Genomic DNA, 15,511 nt, shown 5'->3' with positions numbered 1-15,511 from the left:
TACTCGCAAACGGCACGGCAGACCTCCAAATATCATGTCTCGACAACATGATTTTGGCAGAATCCTCAGGACTTGTCTGCCGTGCACCTCCTCACAGAAACAAAATCCCGGACAGTTGTGGGCACTGCGGCCGGGGTGACGGAGGTTTTCGGGTGGCCACTCACGCTCGTCATGCCGGGGATGACGGCCGCCGGGTGGCGTGGCGGGAACTTCGCGGGCGCTCCTGCGCTTCCATTCGCGACATCCAAGCGGAGACTATCATGATCGGCAAGGCAATTGCGGGCTGGATCGGCAGCCGGATCGACCAGCGCGACGGCGAGGGCGGGACGCTCGGCGCAATCGCGGGCGTGGCGGTGTACGAGACGGCGAAGCGCGTGATTCCTGCCGCCGCGGTGATCGGTGGCGGCTATCTGCTCGTGCGGTACCTGACCAGCCGGTTCGGCGGCCAGGACGCGATCCAGCCGGCGGAGTGATGCCGCCGGCGCGGCTGGCGGTGCGACATCCATGGACCCCGGCGGAACCGCATTCATGTCCATGCCGTTGATCCTCAAGGACATTCTGGAGAGACGCGATGCTACGTAACATTCTGGGCGCCGTCATCGGCAGCCGCATGGCGCGGCGCGGCGGGGGCGGTAGCGTCAAGGGCGCGATCCTCGGCGCGACGGCGCAGCGCATGGTCACCCGCATGGGGCCGTTCGGCTGGGTGATGCTGGGCGTGGTCGGCCTGTGGCGGTTGATTTCCGGGCGAAAGCGCTCGACCCGCTATCGCTGAGCGACAATTGGGGAGTCGCCGCGCTTGACGAGCGCCCGACTCCTCCGCCACTAGCGCCCATGGCTGCGCACCCCGACGATCCGCATGGTTTCCACCGACGTGGCGTTTTGTTCGTCCTGTCGTCGCCCTCGGGCGCAGGGAAATCGACCATCGCCCGCAAGCTGCTGGCGGCGGACGACGATCTCGACATGTCGGTTTCCTACACCACCCGGACGATCCGTCCGGGCGAGGTGGACGGCGTCGATTATCATTTCACCGACACCGACACGTTCAAGGCGATGGTCGAGGACCGCGAGTTCCTGGAATGGGCGCATGTGTTCGACCAGCGCTATGGTACGCCCAAGGCGCCGGTCGACGCGATGCTGCGCTCGGGCCGCGACGTGCTGTTCGACATCGACTGGCAGGGCGCGCAGCAGCTGTTCCAGCTGATGGGCGGCGACGTGGTGCGGGTGTTCATCCTGCCGCCGTCGATGAAGATCCTGCACGAGCGGCTGACCAATCGCGGGACCGACAGTGCCGAGGTGATCGACCGCCGCATGGCGCGCGCCAATGCCGAGGTCAGCCACTGGGACGGCTATGACTATGTGCTGGTGAATGACGATGTCGAGGAGTGTTTCGACTGCGTCCACACCATCCTGAAGGCCGAAAGGCTCAAGCGATCGCGCCAGACGGGCTTGATCGGATTCATTCGCGGGCTCAACAAATAGCCTCTTGGGCCGGCACCTGCCGGCCGACAGGGAGGTTTCCATGCCCAGACTCATTCTTGGCGGCGTGCTCGGCGGCGTCGCGATGTGGCTCGTCGGATTCATCTTCTGGGGGACGCCGCTCAGCTGGCTGGCGCTGAAGGGCACCAGCGACGCGACCACCCAGGCGCTGCAGGCGGCGCTCAGCCAGCATCTCGGTGCGTCGGGCACCGGCGCCTATCCGATCCCCTGGCCCGGCACCCCGCTCGGCACCCAGCTTTATGGCCAGGGGCCGACCGCGATCGTCTTCTTCAACACCGGCGGCTTCGCCACGCTGGACGGCGGGTCGCTGATCGGCGGGCTGGTGCTGGCGATCGTCTGCACGCTGATGGCGGGCATCGCGCTGCGGATGGTGGCGCACCAGCTGAGTTTTGCCGGCCGGCTGAAGCTGGTGGCGGTGATCGCGATCGCCGCGACCGCCTATTCGGACCTGGGCCAGCCGGTGTTCAACCACATGCCGCTGGGATATTTCATGTATCTGTGGATCAGCGACGTCGCGTCGTGGATCGCGGCTGGGGCGGTGCTCGCCTGGGCGCTGCCGAAGCCGGCATATCCGAGGGTCGATACGCCCGCGGCATGAAACCGCCGGGCGGGGTCCGGCGTTTCTCACCGCCGCCAACCCGCCCGGAGCCCGACGCCGCATGATCAAGAGCCGCATGAAGCCGCGGGTGTTCTGGGGCGCGTCCGCCGTCGTCGCGCTGCTGCTGATCGGCACGATCGCGATGCCGGGCACGGCCGATGTGGCGTTCCACGCGGCGCAGAACTGGACGATCGACACGTTCGGCTGGTTCTATGTCGCCTCGGTCGCGGCGTTCCTGGTGATCGTGCTGATCCTGGGCTTCGGGCCGGCGGGCAAGCTGAAGCTGGGGCCGGACGATGCGGAGCCGGACTTTCCCTATGTGTCGTGGCTGGCGATGCTGTTCGCCGCGGGCATGGGCATCGGGCTGATGTATTTCGCGGTGGCCGAGCCGATCCAGCATTATATCTCCCCGCCCGATGTCGAGAGCGGCACGATCCTGGCTGCGCGCGAGGCGATGGCGATCACCTTTCACCATTATGGCGTCCATGCCTGGGCGATCTATGCGCTGGTGGGCCTGAGCCTGGGCTATTTCACCTATCGCAAGGGGTTGCCGCTGACGATGCGATCGGGACTGTCGCCGATCCTGGGCAAGCGGATCAACGGCCCGCTGGGCGACGCGATCGACATCTTCGCGATCTGCGGCACGGTGTTCGGCGTCGCCACGTCGTTGGGCTTCGGCGTGTCGCAGATGACCGCCGGCCTGGCCTATAATTATGCGGTGCCCGACACCGACAGCATGAAGCTGATCGTGATCGCAGTCGTCATGACCGCAGCCACGCTGTCGGTGCTCAGCGGCGCCGATCGCGGCATCAGGCGGCTGTCCGAACTGAACCTGATCCTCGCCATCCTGCTGATGGTCTTCGTCCTGTTCTCCGGGCCGACCCTGTTCCTGCTGCGCGCGCTGGTGCAGAATTTCGGGCTGTATCTCGACCATTTCGTGAAGCGCACCTTCACCCTCTATGCCTATGAACCGCGGGCATGGATGGCGAACTGGACGCTGTTCTACTGGGCGTGGTGGATCGCCTGGTCGCCCTTCGTCGGCATGTTCATCGCGCGCATCTCGCGCGGGCGGACGATCCGGGAGTTCGTCATCGGCGTGCTGTTCGTGCCGACCGCCTTCACCTTCCTGTGGATGACGGTGTTCGGCAACACCGCCATCTCGCTCGACCTGGGCGTGGCGGCGGGCGACATCGCCCGCGCGGTCCAGGCCGACCTGTCGACCGCGCTGTTCAAGTTCCTCGGCTACCTTCCCGGCGCCGGATTCACCTCGGCGCTGTCGATCCTGCTGGTCGGCGTGTTCTTCGTGACCTCGGCCGATTCGGGCGCGCTGGTGATCGATACGCTGGCCTCGGGCGGGCAGGAGGACACGCCGCGGTGGCAGCGCGTCTATTGGTGCATCCTGCTGGCGGTGACCGCGGCGGCGCTGCTGGTGGCCGGCGGGCTTGGCGCGCTGCAGGCGGCGACGCTGCTCGCGGCCTTGCCTTTCTGCTTCATCATGCTGCTGCTCGCCTATGGCCTGCTGCGCCAGACCAAGGCCGACCTGGCCGGAGAGACGCTGTCACAGGAGGACGGACCGTCGATCGCCGAGCGGATCAAGCGGCTGCTGGTGCCCGCCACGCGCGGCGACATCGCCAGGCAGATCGAGCGCGTCGGCATGCCTGCGCTCCAGTCGGTCCATGACGCGATGCGCGAAGAGGGGCTGACCAGCGCCAGCGTCGATCGCGACGGCGACGGTGCCACGCTGACGATCCGCCTCGGCGAGGCTCAGCCCTTCGTCTATCGCCTCGCCGCGCGCTCGCGACCCTTGCCCGCCTATACCGCGCTGGATGCGCCCGAGGGGCGGCGCAGCCTGACCTGGATGATGACCGGCCAGGCGGGCGACGATGCGCGCTATCGCAACCTGACCGGCTTCACGCGGGAACAGATCGCGGCGGACGTGCTCGAACAGCTCGAGCGCTGGCGGCTGCGGTGATAAAGCTCCAATAACTTTCAGTATGAGTTGATCGATCACGCCTGCAAGATCTCCGTCGTGCGCCGGCGATGAGCAGCGTACATATGCAGAGTTGGCGGCTTGGTCGACCGGACCTTTGAGGCGGCCATTAGCGGAAGCGAGCTTGTGTTCTGGCGCGTGATCAGCGCGAGCGTATGTTGAGGAGTTCGTCGATGAATCAGAAGTTTTTGACCAACCGAAGCACTTTGATATTCTACGGAATATTGTCGATAATCGTTGTGCCAGCGGGGGTTATCAATCTGTACAATTTCTTTTCGGGTGCTGCTGACGCCTCAATTGGATTCAGAGCGCTCGTCGCGCCGGTTTTGCCTATCCTGATATATGCTTCTTACAGGAGCGGTTTGCTCGTGGTGGACGCAGGGGGCGTGAAGGTCGGCAAGCGCTATTATTCATATGGCGATTTCAGTTTTGCGTTGTCGTCGAAGACGCTCTCCCTGACGGAAAGACCGCTGACATCGATCTGGAGAGCGTCCTATCCGATCTTGGTTATCACGTCGAAAACGACGGCAGAGACCGAGGCCGCCGATCTGGAGATGAGCAAAAAGGAGATCGAGCGGCTGCGAGCAAGCCTGATATCGCCTTGAGGGGCAATCAGCGAGGCGCCCTTATCATCAACGGCCTCTTCTTCCTCGGGACCATTTACGGCGGAGTGCGAACCTCAAGGTCAAATGCCGGTCCGACGATGTGAGGAAGGGTCATTCTCGAGATATCATGCCCTGTGTGGGGCCATATCGGTGCCATACCGGATCGCCACACCCTTCCTCGGCGCCGTCCCTCTTGCCGCCGCCCATCTCGCCGCCGCCATCAGATGGTGGTTGCGGGTCTCAGCCCAATTCGTCAGCGCAGGATGCCCGCCGCCTTCGCCGCGTTCAGCCAGCCGGGATATTCGGTCATCAGCTTGTCGTAGAGCTCGCTGTCGCTGAAGCTGTCGGCGCTGGGGGTCGAGAAGAAGTCGCAATTGTCGACCTTGCGGCCCTTCAGGTCGTCCAGCTTCTGGAGGAACTTGAACCCGCTGGAGCGCCCGCCGCTCTCGCCGATGCCCATGAACTGCCAGAAGATGCCCTCGGACGAGGCGTCGCGGATCTGACGCTCGGTCAGCGACCGGTCCATCGTGTCGCCGTCGGTGACGAACATCACATAGACCGGCACGCGCCCGAAATCGGCCTGCGCGCCGAAATCCTCGCGGATCAGCTTCACCGTCGCGCCGTAATGCGTCGAGCCTTCCAGCGGGTGCTTGCGCAGCATGTCGGGGACGAAGGTCTTGTAATTGTCGATATCCGCCGCGCCGACGCGATAGGCGCCGGTGCCGAAGGCATAGACCTCGATCGACCCGTCATCGTCCATGTTGAGGCCGAGCGCGAGGATGCGCTGGACGAGCCGGTCGACCTCGCCCTCCTCGTAGCGCATGTACATCGATCCCGAGATGTCGAGCACCAGCACCACCTTCGCCGTGGCGCCGGCCAGCGATTTCTTTTCCAGGCTGATCGCGGCGGTCTTCGCCAGACTGATCAGCTTGGGGTCGCGCTTTTCCAGGCTGATGATCCGCTGCTTGCGCAGGTCGATCGACGAGGGGGCGGGCGTGGGGGCCGGAGCAGGGGCGGCGGCGGGAGCAGGCGATGCGGGCTCGTCCGCCACGTCGATGCCGAAATGGCGCGACAGCGGCGCCAGGCCGCCCTGGAACCCCTGCGCGACCGCGCGGAACTTCCACTCGCCGGCGCGGCGATAGAATTCGCCCAGGATGATCGCCGCCTCGTTCATGCCGGCGGTGTCCTGGCCGAAGGCGACGATGCCCGGCGCCTCGATCGTCACCTGTCGCAGGTCGGCGACGGTGCCCTGGTCGGGGGTGACGCAGATCGCGATCCGCTCGACCTCGGCGGCGACCTTCGCCAGGTCGATGGTGAAGTCGGCACCGTTCAGCGCGATCGCGCCGTCGGGCGTCGAGGGCTGGTTGTAGAAGATCATGTCCGCATCGCTGCGCACCTTGCCGCCCGGGCCGAGTACATAGGCGGAGACATCGGCGCTGCCGGCGCCGAACCGCACGCCGGGTCGAATGACACCGGTCGGGACGGCGGTGTTCGCGCCTTTGGTGAGCTGCTGCATGCGGTGAGTCTCTCCGGGACGGTTGTTGCGGGCTGGACTTGTGCTGATGTCCTTGCCGCCAGGTCAAGCGGTTGGGTGGATGAGTTGAGAGATTGGAGGGGTGGTTCGGAACCCCGGTCGAGATCCTGTCCCGGCGGGAGCGGATTGTCCCTGTCTCGCACCCCATTTCGTTGGCCGAACCGGTCGCTCAGCCCAGCAGGGCCAGGAACCGCGCGCCCGCATCGAAATCGGCGCGTTTGGCATCGCGCGCCTTCGTCGCGAGCTCGTCCTCGCCCCACATCTCGGCCTGCCATGCCTCATCGACCTGCGATGCGGTCCACACGCTGTCGGGGTCGGCGGCACCCTCCAGCAGCGCCAGCGCGGCGACCAGCGATCCGCTGACGGTGACGAGCGGCGACAGGCCGGCGAGGCGGAAGGGGTCGAGTGCGGCGACGGCGTCGCTCAGGCGCGCAACCGTCGCCTCGGGCTGGGCCTTGTGCATCACGCCGGTCACGGTCTCGAAATGCACGTCGTAGCGGCCGCGCGCCCAGTCGAGCAGCGGGTCCCAGTGCGCGACCTGGCGTGCGACCAGCGGTTCGGGCAGTTCGGCGCGGTAGCACAGCAGGTCGCTCTCGCCATAGGCGGCAAGGCCGGCGGCGAAGCGCGCGGTGTCGGGGGCGATCCGGTCGATCGCCGCATTGGCCAGTCCGGTCAGCGGCATCGCCCGCGGATCGATCGTCTCGCCGACCGCGCGCCATTCATCGGCCACCGCCCGTGCCAGCGCATCGGTCGGCAGCAGTAGCGGCACGCGGCCCGGCGTGCGCACCGGCCGTCCGTCGAGCGCGATGCCGCGATCTTCGACGCTCACTTCCTTCCAGAATCGCTTCATGCCTCGGGGGGACTCTTCCATCTGCGGGCCATCGCGCGGGGCACGACCGCCATGACGTACAATGCCGACAGCACGATCGCGCCGCCAAGGACCTGCCCGTACCAGTCGGTCGATCGGCCCGCCAGCACCAGTCCGAAAAACGCGCCCGCAGCGCCGAGCAGGTTCACGCCCGCGATCAGGTAGTAGCGCTTGCGCGCCAGCATATCGGCTTCGGTCATAACGCCTCCAGATGGCCGGGCAGGGCATGGGCGGACTCGATGACGTGATGCGCGCCCGCCTCGACCAGATCATGCGCGGTGTGGTAGCCCCATGCAACACCCAGGGTGTGCGTGCCCGCCGCGCGGCCCATCGCCATGTCGAAACTGGTGTCGCCGATCATCACGGTCGTCGCGGGCGACGCCCCCGCCTCGGCCATCGCCGCCTCGATCATCGACGGGTGCGGCTTGGACGGGTGGCGATCGGCGGTCTGCAGCGTGACGAAGCGGCGGTCGATCCCGTGATGCGCGAGCAGCAGGGCGAGGCCGCGGTCCGACTTGCCGGTCGCGACGCCCAGCAGCCAGCCGGCGGCGTCCAGCGCGTCGATCGCCTCCGCGATGCCGTCGAACAGCGGTTCGGGATCCAGTCGCCCGTCCTGCCGCATCGTCCGGAAGGCGCGCTTGTAATCCTCCGCCATCGCCTCGTGCAGCGCCGCCTCCCCCTCCGGCAGCAGCAGCGCGATCGCCGGCACCAGGCTGAGCCCGACGATCCGCCGGATCGCCGTGCGCGGCGGCGGCTCCAGCCGGGCACCGGCGAAACATTCCTCCATCGCGCGGCAGATGTTGACTTGGCTGTCGGCAAGCGTGCCGTCGCAGTCGAAGAGGGCGAGCCGATTCATGCGCGGGCTTTAGGTCGGGGCGGGGGCTGCGGCAACGAGGGCATTGGGAGAGGGAGATCAGTCAACGCGGGCGCGAGCGCTCATTCTCCAGTCTTAGTGTACAGCGCTGGCAATGCTCGACGGCGCCTCGATGGTTTCATCCAACGAATCGATTTGTCTTAAAGGCGCTGGGCGATGCACACGCGCTCTCCGCGTGGCACCCCGATGACATCAGGAATTGCCTGGCAGGCCGCGGGTATAGTCGCTTTCCCGGACCTCTTCCGGAAGCTGGATCAGTGCCACCTTGGCGCAGTCGCGCACCTGGTTCCATCGCTCGTCGTTGAAGAGAGCTTCGCGCCGCCAGAAATCGGCATGAACCTTGCCGCTCCACTGCAAGAGCAGAGCGTTAAGAGGCGCAAGCGCGTCGATCTCTCGCTGGGAAATCTCACCATGGGATTGCATATGATTGACGGCAAGGTACGCGTCCTCGAACTCCAGCGCGAGTTCGTCATTGCCGTAGGCGGCTTGGATGTCGGGTGTGCAGTCGGCGAAGACGCGATTCAGATGCGCAACCTGCACCTCGGCTGGCGCTGCCAGATTGGCGACCACTTGCCGCAGGACCTGATAGCGCGTCGGCATCGCCCGTCTCCCCCTTCAGCCCGCGTCGCGCATCCGCTGCGCCATTGCCGTGCCGCCCCGCGCCGCCAGCGCGTCGGCGGCGGCCAGCCGAGCGGCTTCGGGCTTGTTCTGGCCCAGCTTGCGGGTGCCGCGCCAGTCCAGCACCTCCATCCGGAACCCGACGATCGCGTTCAGCATCGCGTCGATGCGCCGCGGGTCGGCCTTGGCGCGGGTCCATTCGGGCTTGGGCGCCAGCCGCGCCTCGAACTCATGGCTCAGCGTGTCGACCTGCGCGATCAGCGCGTCACGCTCCATCCGCACCATGCGGCCCTCCAGCTCGACCGCGACATAGTTCCAGGTCGGCACCTCATCGGGGCCGGTGCCGTACCAGTCGGGGCTGATATAGGCGTCGGGGCCCAGGACGGTGAACAGCGCGGTCGCGCCGTCCAGATGGCGCGTGACCGCATTGCCGCGGGCGAGATGGATGCCCAGCGTGACGTCGTCCAGCCACACGACCGGCACCTGCGCGGCACGCGGTCCGTCGGGCGTGCCCAGGAACAGCGTGCCGAAGCCCAGGTCGCGCACCAGGGCGCGCATCGCGCCGCGGTCCTCCCAGCGAAAGGCCGCGCTGGGATGCATCAGTCCCGTCCGCCGCGCCCGCCGCCCGATCCGCCCGGCCTGCCGCCGCCCGGCTTGCCGCCCGTCGGCCGGGTCGTGCCGCCGGGCTTGCGGCCCCCTGCGGGCTTGCCGCCGGCCGCGGGCTTGCCGCCGGGACCGCCGCGCGCGCTGCCGCCTGCGCCACGCTCGGTCGCGGTGCCGCGGCCGCGCCGTTCGCCCTTGCGTTCCTTGCGGACCGTCTTGGCGTGTTGCTTGGCCCAGATCTTCTGCTGTTCGCGGCTGGGGGGCGGGGCCTCCTCCATCGGCAGCTGGTCGCCCAGCGACAGGTCGAAGCCCAGCGTCGCCATCGATTCCGCGATGTGGCGCGGCAGCTCGGCGGTCACGTCCAGCTTGCCGCCATCGGGATGGTCGATGCGGATGCGCCGCGCGTGCAGATGCATCTTGCGGCTGATCCCGCCGGTCAGGAAGGATTCCTGCATGCCGTATTTGCCGTCGCCGACGATCGGATGGCCGATCGCCGCCATGTGCACGCGCAGCTGGTGCGTGCGCCCGGTATGCGGCTGCAGCTCGACCCAGGCGGCCCGGTTGCCCGCCTGCTCGATCACGCGGTAGCGGGTGCGCGCCGGCTGGCCCTCGGCCTCGTCGACCTGCATCTTCTCGCCGCCGGTGCCCGGCTGCTTGGCGATCGGCAGGTCGATATAGCCGTCCTCGATCTGCGGCACGCCGACCACCAGTGCCCAGTAGAGCTTGCGCGCGGTGCGGCCCGAAAAGCTCTTCGAGAAATAGGCGGCAGCGCGCGGCGTGCGCGCGACCAGCAGCGCCCCGGACGTGTCCTTGTCGAGCCGGTGGACCAGCTTGGGCCGGCTGTCGAGATCGTAATAGAGCGCGTCGAGCAGCTCGTCGACATGCTCGGTGGTGTTGGTGCCGCCCTGCGTCGCCAGGCCCGGCGGCTTGTTGATCACCAGCGCGCTGGCGTCCTTGTGGATCACCATCGACTGGGCGAACTCGATCTGCTCGTCGCTCAGGATCACGCGCGCCTTTTTCGGACGCGCCGCCATCGCCGGCGCCTGCTTGACCGGCTCGGCCGGGGGGACGCGGATCACTTGGCCCGCCGCGATCCGCTCGCCCGGGGTGGCGCGCGCGCCGTCGACGCGCAACTGGCCGGTGCGCGCCCAGCGCGACACGATGTTGAAGCTCGCATCGGGCAGGTGCCGCTTGAACCAGCGGTCCAGCCGGATGCCGTCATCGTCCAGTCCGACGGTGAACTGCCGCACGTCCGTGCCATCCGTGCTCATGCCAGTGTCCTCGTCGTCATCATCGTCGCTATCCAGAATCCTGCCGCCACCGCCGCGACCGAACCGATCACCGATGCCGAAATATAACCGATCGCCAATCCCCAGTCGCCGCGCTGGAGCATCGCCACCACGTCCAGCGAGAACGCCGAAAAGGTGGTGAAGCCGCCCAGCAGGCCGACGCCGATCAGCAGCCGCCACGTCTCCGCGCCGTTGCCCAGCCGCGCCAGGCCGCCCGCAAGCAGCCCCATGGCCAGCCCGCCCACGAGATTCACCGCCAGCGTCCCCCAGGGATAACCCGGCCCGAGCCACAGCACCGCGCCGCGCCCGACCAGATACCGCGCGCCGGACCCCAAGGCCCCGCCCAGCATCACGAGGAGGAGATTGAACATCGCCAGCGCCTAGCGCGGAACGCGGCAAAGGGGAACCACGGGCTTTGCAGGAGGGGGCTGATCCCAGCGCACCCGATCTCCCCTCCCGCTTGCGGGAGGGGCCGGGGGAGGGCCTGTCACCACTCGTCAGAAGCGATTGGCGATTGCGCGATCACCCCAAATGCCCCCAGCATGCGAAGACAATAGTCGGGGGGAGTGATGTTCGGATTCGGCAAGAAGGCGGCGATCCGGCAGCGGGCGATCCAGGAAGTGCGGGTCCTGCGCCATTTCTGCGAGGGCCAGCGGCAAGTCGACGCTGCGGCGTTCTGGAGCGACCCCTACCTCGTCGGCTTCGCGCATGGTGTCGTCGGCGCGATCACCAGTCCGCTGACCGGCACCCGCCTGAGCGAAACGGCCAAGGCGCGCATCTGGCTGGAGGCGGTGCAGGTCAATGGCGGCGACATCGCCGCGATCGGCGGATTCATGGCCCGCCATGCGGAGGACGAGGCATTCCAGCGGGGCATGGCGCAGGGAATCGACGTCCGGCTGCTCGAATTCGGCGCGATCCCGTCTCAGGGCTACACGGAGGACATACGCTGGGCCGTCGAGCGCGGTCCGATCGTCCAGGAAGAGATCGTCGCGCTCGATCAGCGGCCGATCGACGAAAAGGCGGCGGCCAGCATCGCGCTGATGACGCGCTACCTGCAGCGCCATCTGCACGACGCGATCTAGGACGCCGGCGCGGTCACACCCCGTTGTTCGCGACCAGGTCGATATCCGTGCCGCCATCCTCGCGGGACGTCATGTAGAGGACATAGGCCCCGCCGTCGCGATCGCGCGTGCCGCCCAGGATATGCTCGTCGCCATCGACCTGATGCTCGGACGAATAGCCAGCGCGGGTAGCGCGGGTGTAGTACCAGTCGAGCATCACCTGCATCGGTTGCGATGCGGAAAAGCTGACGACGCGCAGCGCACACTGGCCGCCTTCGGTGCCGGCCGCTTCGGTGACGCGGGCCTGGGGAAACAGCGGCAGGTCGGCGGGCAGGCGCTGGGCCCAGCCGGCGCCATAGCGGATCGCCGAGGCGCAGGCGCCGGTCGTGCCGCCCTGACGCTGCGCCAGCGCACCCAGCGTCACGCTGTCGCGCGACGCCTTGCAGGTCTTGCACGCCTTGCCGGCCTGGACCGGAGCGGGCGCCTTCATCAGCCCGGCCAGGTCGGGTTTCTGGCCGTTGGCGGCGACCGTCTCGACCGGGATTCCGGCGGAATAGGGCTGCGCAGGCGGACGGACCGCATCGGCATTGGATTGCTGGGTCAGGTTGGGATCGACCATGATCTGGCCCTGCAGCGCGCTGGCCAGCGCCGGATCGACGCCATTGACCTGCGCCGCGGGCACCGCATCCGCGATCTCGTCGGACTTGCCGCAGCCCGCCAGCGCGAGCGGCAATATGACGAGCATGTAGAAACCAAGCCGGGCGATCATGACAGCGCTCCTGTGTGAGGCTTCCTCATGACGCGGCAAGGTTAAGGACCGCTAAACGCCGTTCGCGGCGGGAACCGGTCGCGGGGATTCGCCGTTGATACGCGAACGTCACGAACGCGGTGGGCGCTTGTCATACGACCGTACAACAGGCTTGCGCCGCCGCCCTTCGATCGGCGCTTGACCCCGGTCCCTCAAGGACTGTATTATCCAATTAACACACTAAGCGAGGCTTGTCCGTCCATGCTGAATCTGGTTTCGATCCTCGTCGGTCTGGTAACCTTTCCCGTTATGCTGGTCGCGCTGATCCCGCTTCTGGGCTGGCTCAACTATCTCGTGATTCCGATGGCGCTGGTGGGAACGGCACTGGGTGCGCTGTCGGACAGCAGCACCGGCCGCAACCTGAACCTGGTCGTGCTCGTCATCGGCTTCGTTCGCCTCTGGCTGGGCGGCTTCTTCTTCTGATCGACCGGGCGTCCGCACGGATTTCTGATGAAGGCCGGCTGCCGCGGCGCTATGCGGCCCGCATGATGACGGTTCGGGTTCAGGGCGGATGACGCTTCACAGCTGGTGGCTGTTCGTCGCCGCGGTGTTCCTGCTGTCGGGGACGCCGGGGCCGAACATGCTCCACATCATGTCGCGGAGCATTGATTCGGGGCTGAAGCGCTGCATCTTCGCGATGGCCGGCTGCCTGCTGGCGATCGTCGCGGTGCTGAGCGCGTCGGCCGCCGGGCTGACGACGCTGCTGCTGGCGCTGCCCGGCGCGTTCGAGGTGCTGCGCTATCTGGGTGTCGCCTATCTGATCTGGCTGGGCATCAAGGCATGGCGCAGCGCGGTGCCGCCGATCGACGTGGGCGCGGGGCCGTTGCCGCCCGCCGTCTCGTCGCTCGCTGCCTTTCGCGGCGGCTTCGCGATCGGGATCAGCAACCCCAAGCTGCTGCTGTTCGCCGCCGCCTTCTTCCCCCAGTTCATCAACCCCGCCGCGCCGCAGGTGCCGCAATTCGCGATCCTGGTCGGCACCTTCGCGGTGATCGAGAGCTTCTGGTATGCGGTCTATGCGCTGGGCGGGCGCGGGCTGGCGCAGCATCTGCGACGGCCATCGGTCCGGCGCGCGTTCAACCGGATCAGCGGCACGATCTTCATCGGCTTCGGCCTGGCGCTGCTGGGCGTGAAGCAGGGCAGCTAGGGCGGATCGCGCCGGGGCAGCGGCCCGATCGCCTCGATCACTTCCCGGGCAGCTTGATCCCCAAAAGGACCAGCCGGTCGCCTGTGATTCCGAACCAGTGCGGCACGCCGGCCGGGACCAGGATGACATCGCCGGGGCCCAGCGCCCGCGTCGTCCCGTTCTCGATCCGGCTTCCTTCCACCAGGGTGGCGTTGCGTGGCTCCGCATCGAGCAGCGTCCCGCCCGAAACGAGGGTTCCGGTTCCCTCAATGACGATCGCATATTCCGCCTGATCAGGATGGACCGCGGGGCGACCGGGCCTTTTCCATATTTCGAGTGCCGCGATGCGCACGCCGTCCCGAACCAGTGGCCGCCACATGAACCCCTGGTCCGGCTTCATCTCGGCGAGCATCGCCTGGATTTGCGCCCGTACCTCTGCATCGCTGGCAAAATCTTGCCGGCTTGCGGCGTCGGGCGCCTTGGTCTGCGCGGAGGCGTCGGCGATCCCGAATGACATCGCCATCAGCACCACCGATGCCAGCGCGCTGAGTTTCGCTGCAGTCTTCACGGCGCCTCTCCCCCGACCGATCGCGGGGCGTGACATGCCTCGCGTCCCGCGATCGGGCAATAGTGACGTGTCGATGCCCGCAATGCCAGCATTTGCTTGTCAGGGGGCCACCCGAATATGGCCGCCCCGGCGCGCGTCAGGCGAGCGGCAGTCGGGCGCGGATGAACTCGGCCACGTTGGACGCATGGGGATGGCCGCGATTGGCGAGGACGAAGACACCGAAGTCGGGGGCGTGACCCAGGCGCTCGCCCGGCTCGAACAGGCGCTGGCGCGCAGGCCGCTGTCGCAGCGGATCGGCACGCCGCCGCCCAGGCCTTGAACCGCGACCGGGCGACGGCCTGCCGGATGCTAGAGTTTCGCTCGCCACTGCGCATCGAGGGCATCGATCGTCGCCGGCAGGCCCAGCGCCGGTCCGCGGGTGCCAAGCCACGCTTCGAAGCTTCGCCCTTGCGCCAGCGATTCGGCGATCTCGGCGAACACGGTCGGACGGCCGGTCCGCTCGAGCATGAAGTCGGCGAAGGCGCGCGCCTGGATATAGAAGAGCCGCTCCTGCACCGCCGAGTTCACGCCGCCGCCGCCGGCCGGGGTGTAGACCAGCGCAATCCCTCCGCCAGCCGGCATCTTGGGCGGCGCGGACAGCACGCGCGACAGCGCGGGATGCGCGCGCGACAGGAAGCCCTTGAGGTCCAGCATCGTCTCCCGGCCCGCGACCGGTCCGATCGCCGGCAGCACCTCTCCGGCCAGCAACGACCGGAACTGCGCGCGCCGCCGCGTGGCGGTCGGCTCGTCCTCCATCAGGATCGCGGCGAGTTCGTCGAGCCAGTCGGGGCCGGGGCCGCCATAATGGTTCGTGCCCGCGCTCTCGCCCTTGCCGGCGTCCGGCCAGAAGGCGTGGGTGAACCACAAATGCCCCAGTTCGTGCGGGACCATGCCCGCGTCGAGCGCGGCCTTGCCGCCATCGGCGCCGGCATTGGCCAGCGCGCGCGCGACGACCTGGTCGATCTGCGCGGCGGTCATGCCCTGTGACGTGCCGAACTGGCGGGCCGCCCGTTCGATGCCCTCACGCGTGGCGCGTTCGAAGCTTTCCGGATCCGGCCAGGGCAGGACATGGACGAAACCGGCCGCACGCAGCGCCCGCCCGTCCAGCGCCGGCGGCGTCGACGTGATCGCATAGGGAGCGATCGTCCTGCCGAAATAGGTGCGGAAGCGTGCTTCCCCGGCGCGCGCATGTGCGGCCAGCGCATCGGCATTCTTCCGGTCGCCGGCCAGCGCCACGCCGTTGCCGGTCGGCGCGCACACCGAATAGGCAGGCGCCGCGGCGAGCGCCCGGCGGCACGCATCGGGATCGGGCAGGGCGGGGCCGGACGAGACAAGGGCAAGCGCGAAGACGAGCATGGTTCACTCCTGAAAAGGTCCATGCGACGCTGACGGGTTCCTGTATCGGTTCGATGTCGGACAAGGCGACGCGCGCCTGG

General features: G+C 67.7%; 21 protein-coding genes. 10 read left to right on the top strand and 11 right to left on the bottom strand.

The window, feature by feature from the left end; translation table 11 throughout:
* The first annotated feature begins 260 nt into the window (after window positions 1-260).
* From TPR58_RS17045 to TPR58_RS17020, 6 genes are all read left to right on the top strand, one after another.
* A complete protein-coding gene (locus TPR58_RS17045) occupies window positions 261-473 on the top strand; it encodes a hypothetical protein (RefSeq protein WP_346247931.1) in 213 nt (70 codons plus the stop codon).
* 98 nt (window positions 474-571) lie between these two features.
* Complete coding sequence (locus tag TPR58_RS17040) at window positions 572-772, top strand: hypothetical protein (RefSeq protein WP_346247930.1); 201 nt, start codon at window positions 572-574, stop codon at window positions 770-772.
* A gap of 59 nt (window positions 773-831) precedes the next feature.
* Window positions 832-1,479, top strand: coding sequence for a guanylate kinase (gmk, locus tag TPR58_RS17035; protein WP_346247929.1), 648 nt, complete (start codon window positions 832-834; stop codon window positions 1,477-1,479).
* A 40-nt stretch (window positions 1,480-1,519) separates the two neighbouring features.
* Entirely contained in the window at window positions 1,520-2,095 is a 576-nt protein-coding gene (locus tag TPR58_RS17030) for a hypothetical protein (protein WP_346247928.1), read from the top strand.
* Window positions 2,096-2,156: 61 nt separating this feature from the next.
* Window positions 2,157-4,067 carry a BCCT family transporter gene (locus TPR58_RS17025; RefSeq protein WP_346247927.1) on the top strand — a complete coding sequence of 637 codons (1,911 nt, stop codon included), beginning with the start codon at window positions 2,157-2,159 and terminating at the stop codon, window positions 4,065-4,067.
* Between the two features lie 191 nt (window positions 4,068-4,258).
* Window positions 4,259-4,690: a hypothetical protein gene (locus TPR58_RS17020; protein WP_346247926.1), complete on the top strand. Its 432-nt coding sequence runs from the start codon at window positions 4,259-4,261 to the stop codon at window positions 4,688-4,690.
* Between the two features lie 253 nt (window positions 4,691-4,943).
* Here the strand turns inward: TPR58_RS17020 and TPR58_RS17015 are convergent, their stop codons facing one another.
* The 8 genes from TPR58_RS17015 to crcB form a co-directional block, all read right to left on the bottom strand.
* Complete coding sequence (locus TPR58_RS17015) at window positions 4,944-6,206, bottom strand: VWA domain-containing protein (RefSeq protein WP_346247925.1); 1,263 nt, start codon at window positions 6,204-6,206, stop codon at window positions 4,944-4,946.
* 187 nt (window positions 6,207-6,393) lie between these two features.
* Window positions 6,394-7,074: an ATP12 family chaperone protein gene (locus tag TPR58_RS17010; RefSeq protein WP_346247924.1), complete on the bottom strand. Its 681-nt coding sequence runs from the start codon at window positions 7,072-7,074 to the stop codon at window positions 6,394-6,396.
* On the bottom strand, window positions 7,071-7,292 hold the full coding sequence (locus TPR58_RS17005; RefSeq protein ID WP_346247923.1) for a hypothetical protein: 222 nt from the start codon (window positions 7,290-7,292) through the stop codon (window positions 7,071-7,073). The genes TPR58_RS17010 and TPR58_RS17005 overlap by 4 nt, the downstream gene beginning before the upstream one ends.
* Entirely contained in the window at window positions 7,289-7,948 is a 660-nt protein-coding gene (locus TPR58_RS17000; protein ID WP_346247922.1) for an HAD-IA family hydrolase, read from the bottom strand. Before TPR58_RS17000 ends, TPR58_RS17005 begins: the two co-directional genes overlap by 4 nt.
* 210 nt (window positions 7,949-8,158) lie before the next feature.
* The gene (locus TPR58_RS16995) at window positions 8,159-8,566 is read right to left on the bottom strand and encodes a hypothetical protein (RefSeq protein WP_346247921.1); all 408 of its coding nucleotides are present in this window, start codon (window positions 8,564-8,566) and stop codon (window positions 8,159-8,161) included.
* Between the two features lie 15 nt (window positions 8,567-8,581).
* Complete coding sequence (locus TPR58_RS16990; RefSeq protein WP_346247920.1) at window positions 8,582-9,184, bottom strand: FMN-binding negative transcriptional regulator; 603 nt, start codon at window positions 9,182-9,184, stop codon at window positions 8,582-8,584.
* Window positions 9,184-10,458 (bottom strand): RluA family pseudouridine synthase, encoded by a 1,275-nt coding sequence (locus tag TPR58_RS16985; protein ID WP_346247919.1) that lies wholly within the window; start codon window positions 10,456-10,458, stop codon window positions 9,184-9,186. The genes TPR58_RS16990 and TPR58_RS16985 overlap by 1 nt, the downstream gene beginning before the upstream one ends.
* Entirely contained in the window at window positions 10,455-10,847 is a 393-nt protein-coding gene (gene crcB, locus TPR58_RS16980; protein ID WP_346247918.1) for a fluoride efflux transporter CrcB, read from the bottom strand. The genes TPR58_RS16985 and crcB overlap by 4 nt, the downstream gene beginning before the upstream one ends.
* A 198-nt stretch (window positions 10,848-11,045) precedes the next feature.
* Between crcB and TPR58_RS16975 the strand changes: the two genes are divergently transcribed.
* Window positions 11,046-11,558, top strand: coding sequence for a hypothetical protein (locus TPR58_RS16975; RefSeq protein ID WP_346247917.1), 513 nt, complete (start codon window positions 11,046-11,048; stop codon window positions 11,556-11,558).
* Window positions 11,559-11,571: 13 nt separating this feature from the next.
* Here the strand turns inward: TPR58_RS16975 and TPR58_RS16970 are convergent, their stop codons facing one another.
* On the bottom strand, window positions 11,572-12,306 hold the full coding sequence (locus TPR58_RS16970; RefSeq protein ID WP_346247916.1) for a hypothetical protein: 735 nt from the start codon (window positions 12,304-12,306) through the stop codon (window positions 11,572-11,574).
* Window positions 12,307-12,546: 240 nt separating this feature from the next.
* On the opposite strand from TPR58_RS16970, the gene TPR58_RS16965 reads away from it, so the two are divergent.
* The gene (locus TPR58_RS16965; protein ID WP_346247915.1) at window positions 12,547-12,768 is read left to right on the top strand and encodes a hypothetical protein; all 222 of its coding nucleotides are present in this window, start codon (window positions 12,547-12,549) and stop codon (window positions 12,766-12,768) included.
* Window positions 12,769-12,856: 88 nt separating this feature from the next.
* Entirely contained in the window at window positions 12,857-13,489 is a 633-nt protein-coding gene (locus TPR58_RS16960; RefSeq protein WP_346247914.1) for a LysE family translocator, read from the top strand.
* Window positions 13,490-13,526: 37 nt separating this feature from the next.
* On the opposite strand, the gene TPR58_RS16955 is transcribed toward TPR58_RS16960, so the two are convergent.
* Window positions 13,527-13,991: a cupin domain-containing protein gene (locus TPR58_RS16955; protein WP_346247939.1), complete on the bottom strand. Its 465-nt coding sequence runs from the start codon at window positions 13,989-13,991 to the stop codon at window positions 13,527-13,529.
* A gap of 235 nt (window positions 13,992-14,226) precedes the next feature.
* Between TPR58_RS16955 and TPR58_RS16950 the strand changes: the two genes are divergently transcribed.
* Window positions 14,227-14,355: a hypothetical protein gene (locus tag TPR58_RS16950; protein ID WP_346247913.1), complete on the top strand. Its 129-nt coding sequence runs from the start codon at window positions 14,227-14,229 to the stop codon at window positions 14,353-14,355.
* A 29-nt stretch (window positions 14,356-14,384) separates the two neighbouring features.
* On the opposite strand, the gene TPR58_RS16945 is transcribed toward TPR58_RS16950, so the two are convergent.
* Entirely contained in the window at window positions 14,385-15,431 is a 1,047-nt protein-coding gene (locus TPR58_RS16945) for a hypothetical protein (protein WP_346247912.1), read from the bottom strand.
* Window positions 15,432-15,511 lie beyond the last annotated feature (80 nt).

Origin of the sequence: Sphingomonas rustica (assembly GCF_039652585.1) — a bacterium.
Taxonomy (GTDB): Bacteria; Pseudomonadota; Alphaproteobacteria; order Sphingomonadales; family Sphingomonadaceae; genus Sphingomonas; species Sphingomonas rustica.
This window is presented reverse-complemented; position numbering and strand designations above follow the sequence as displayed.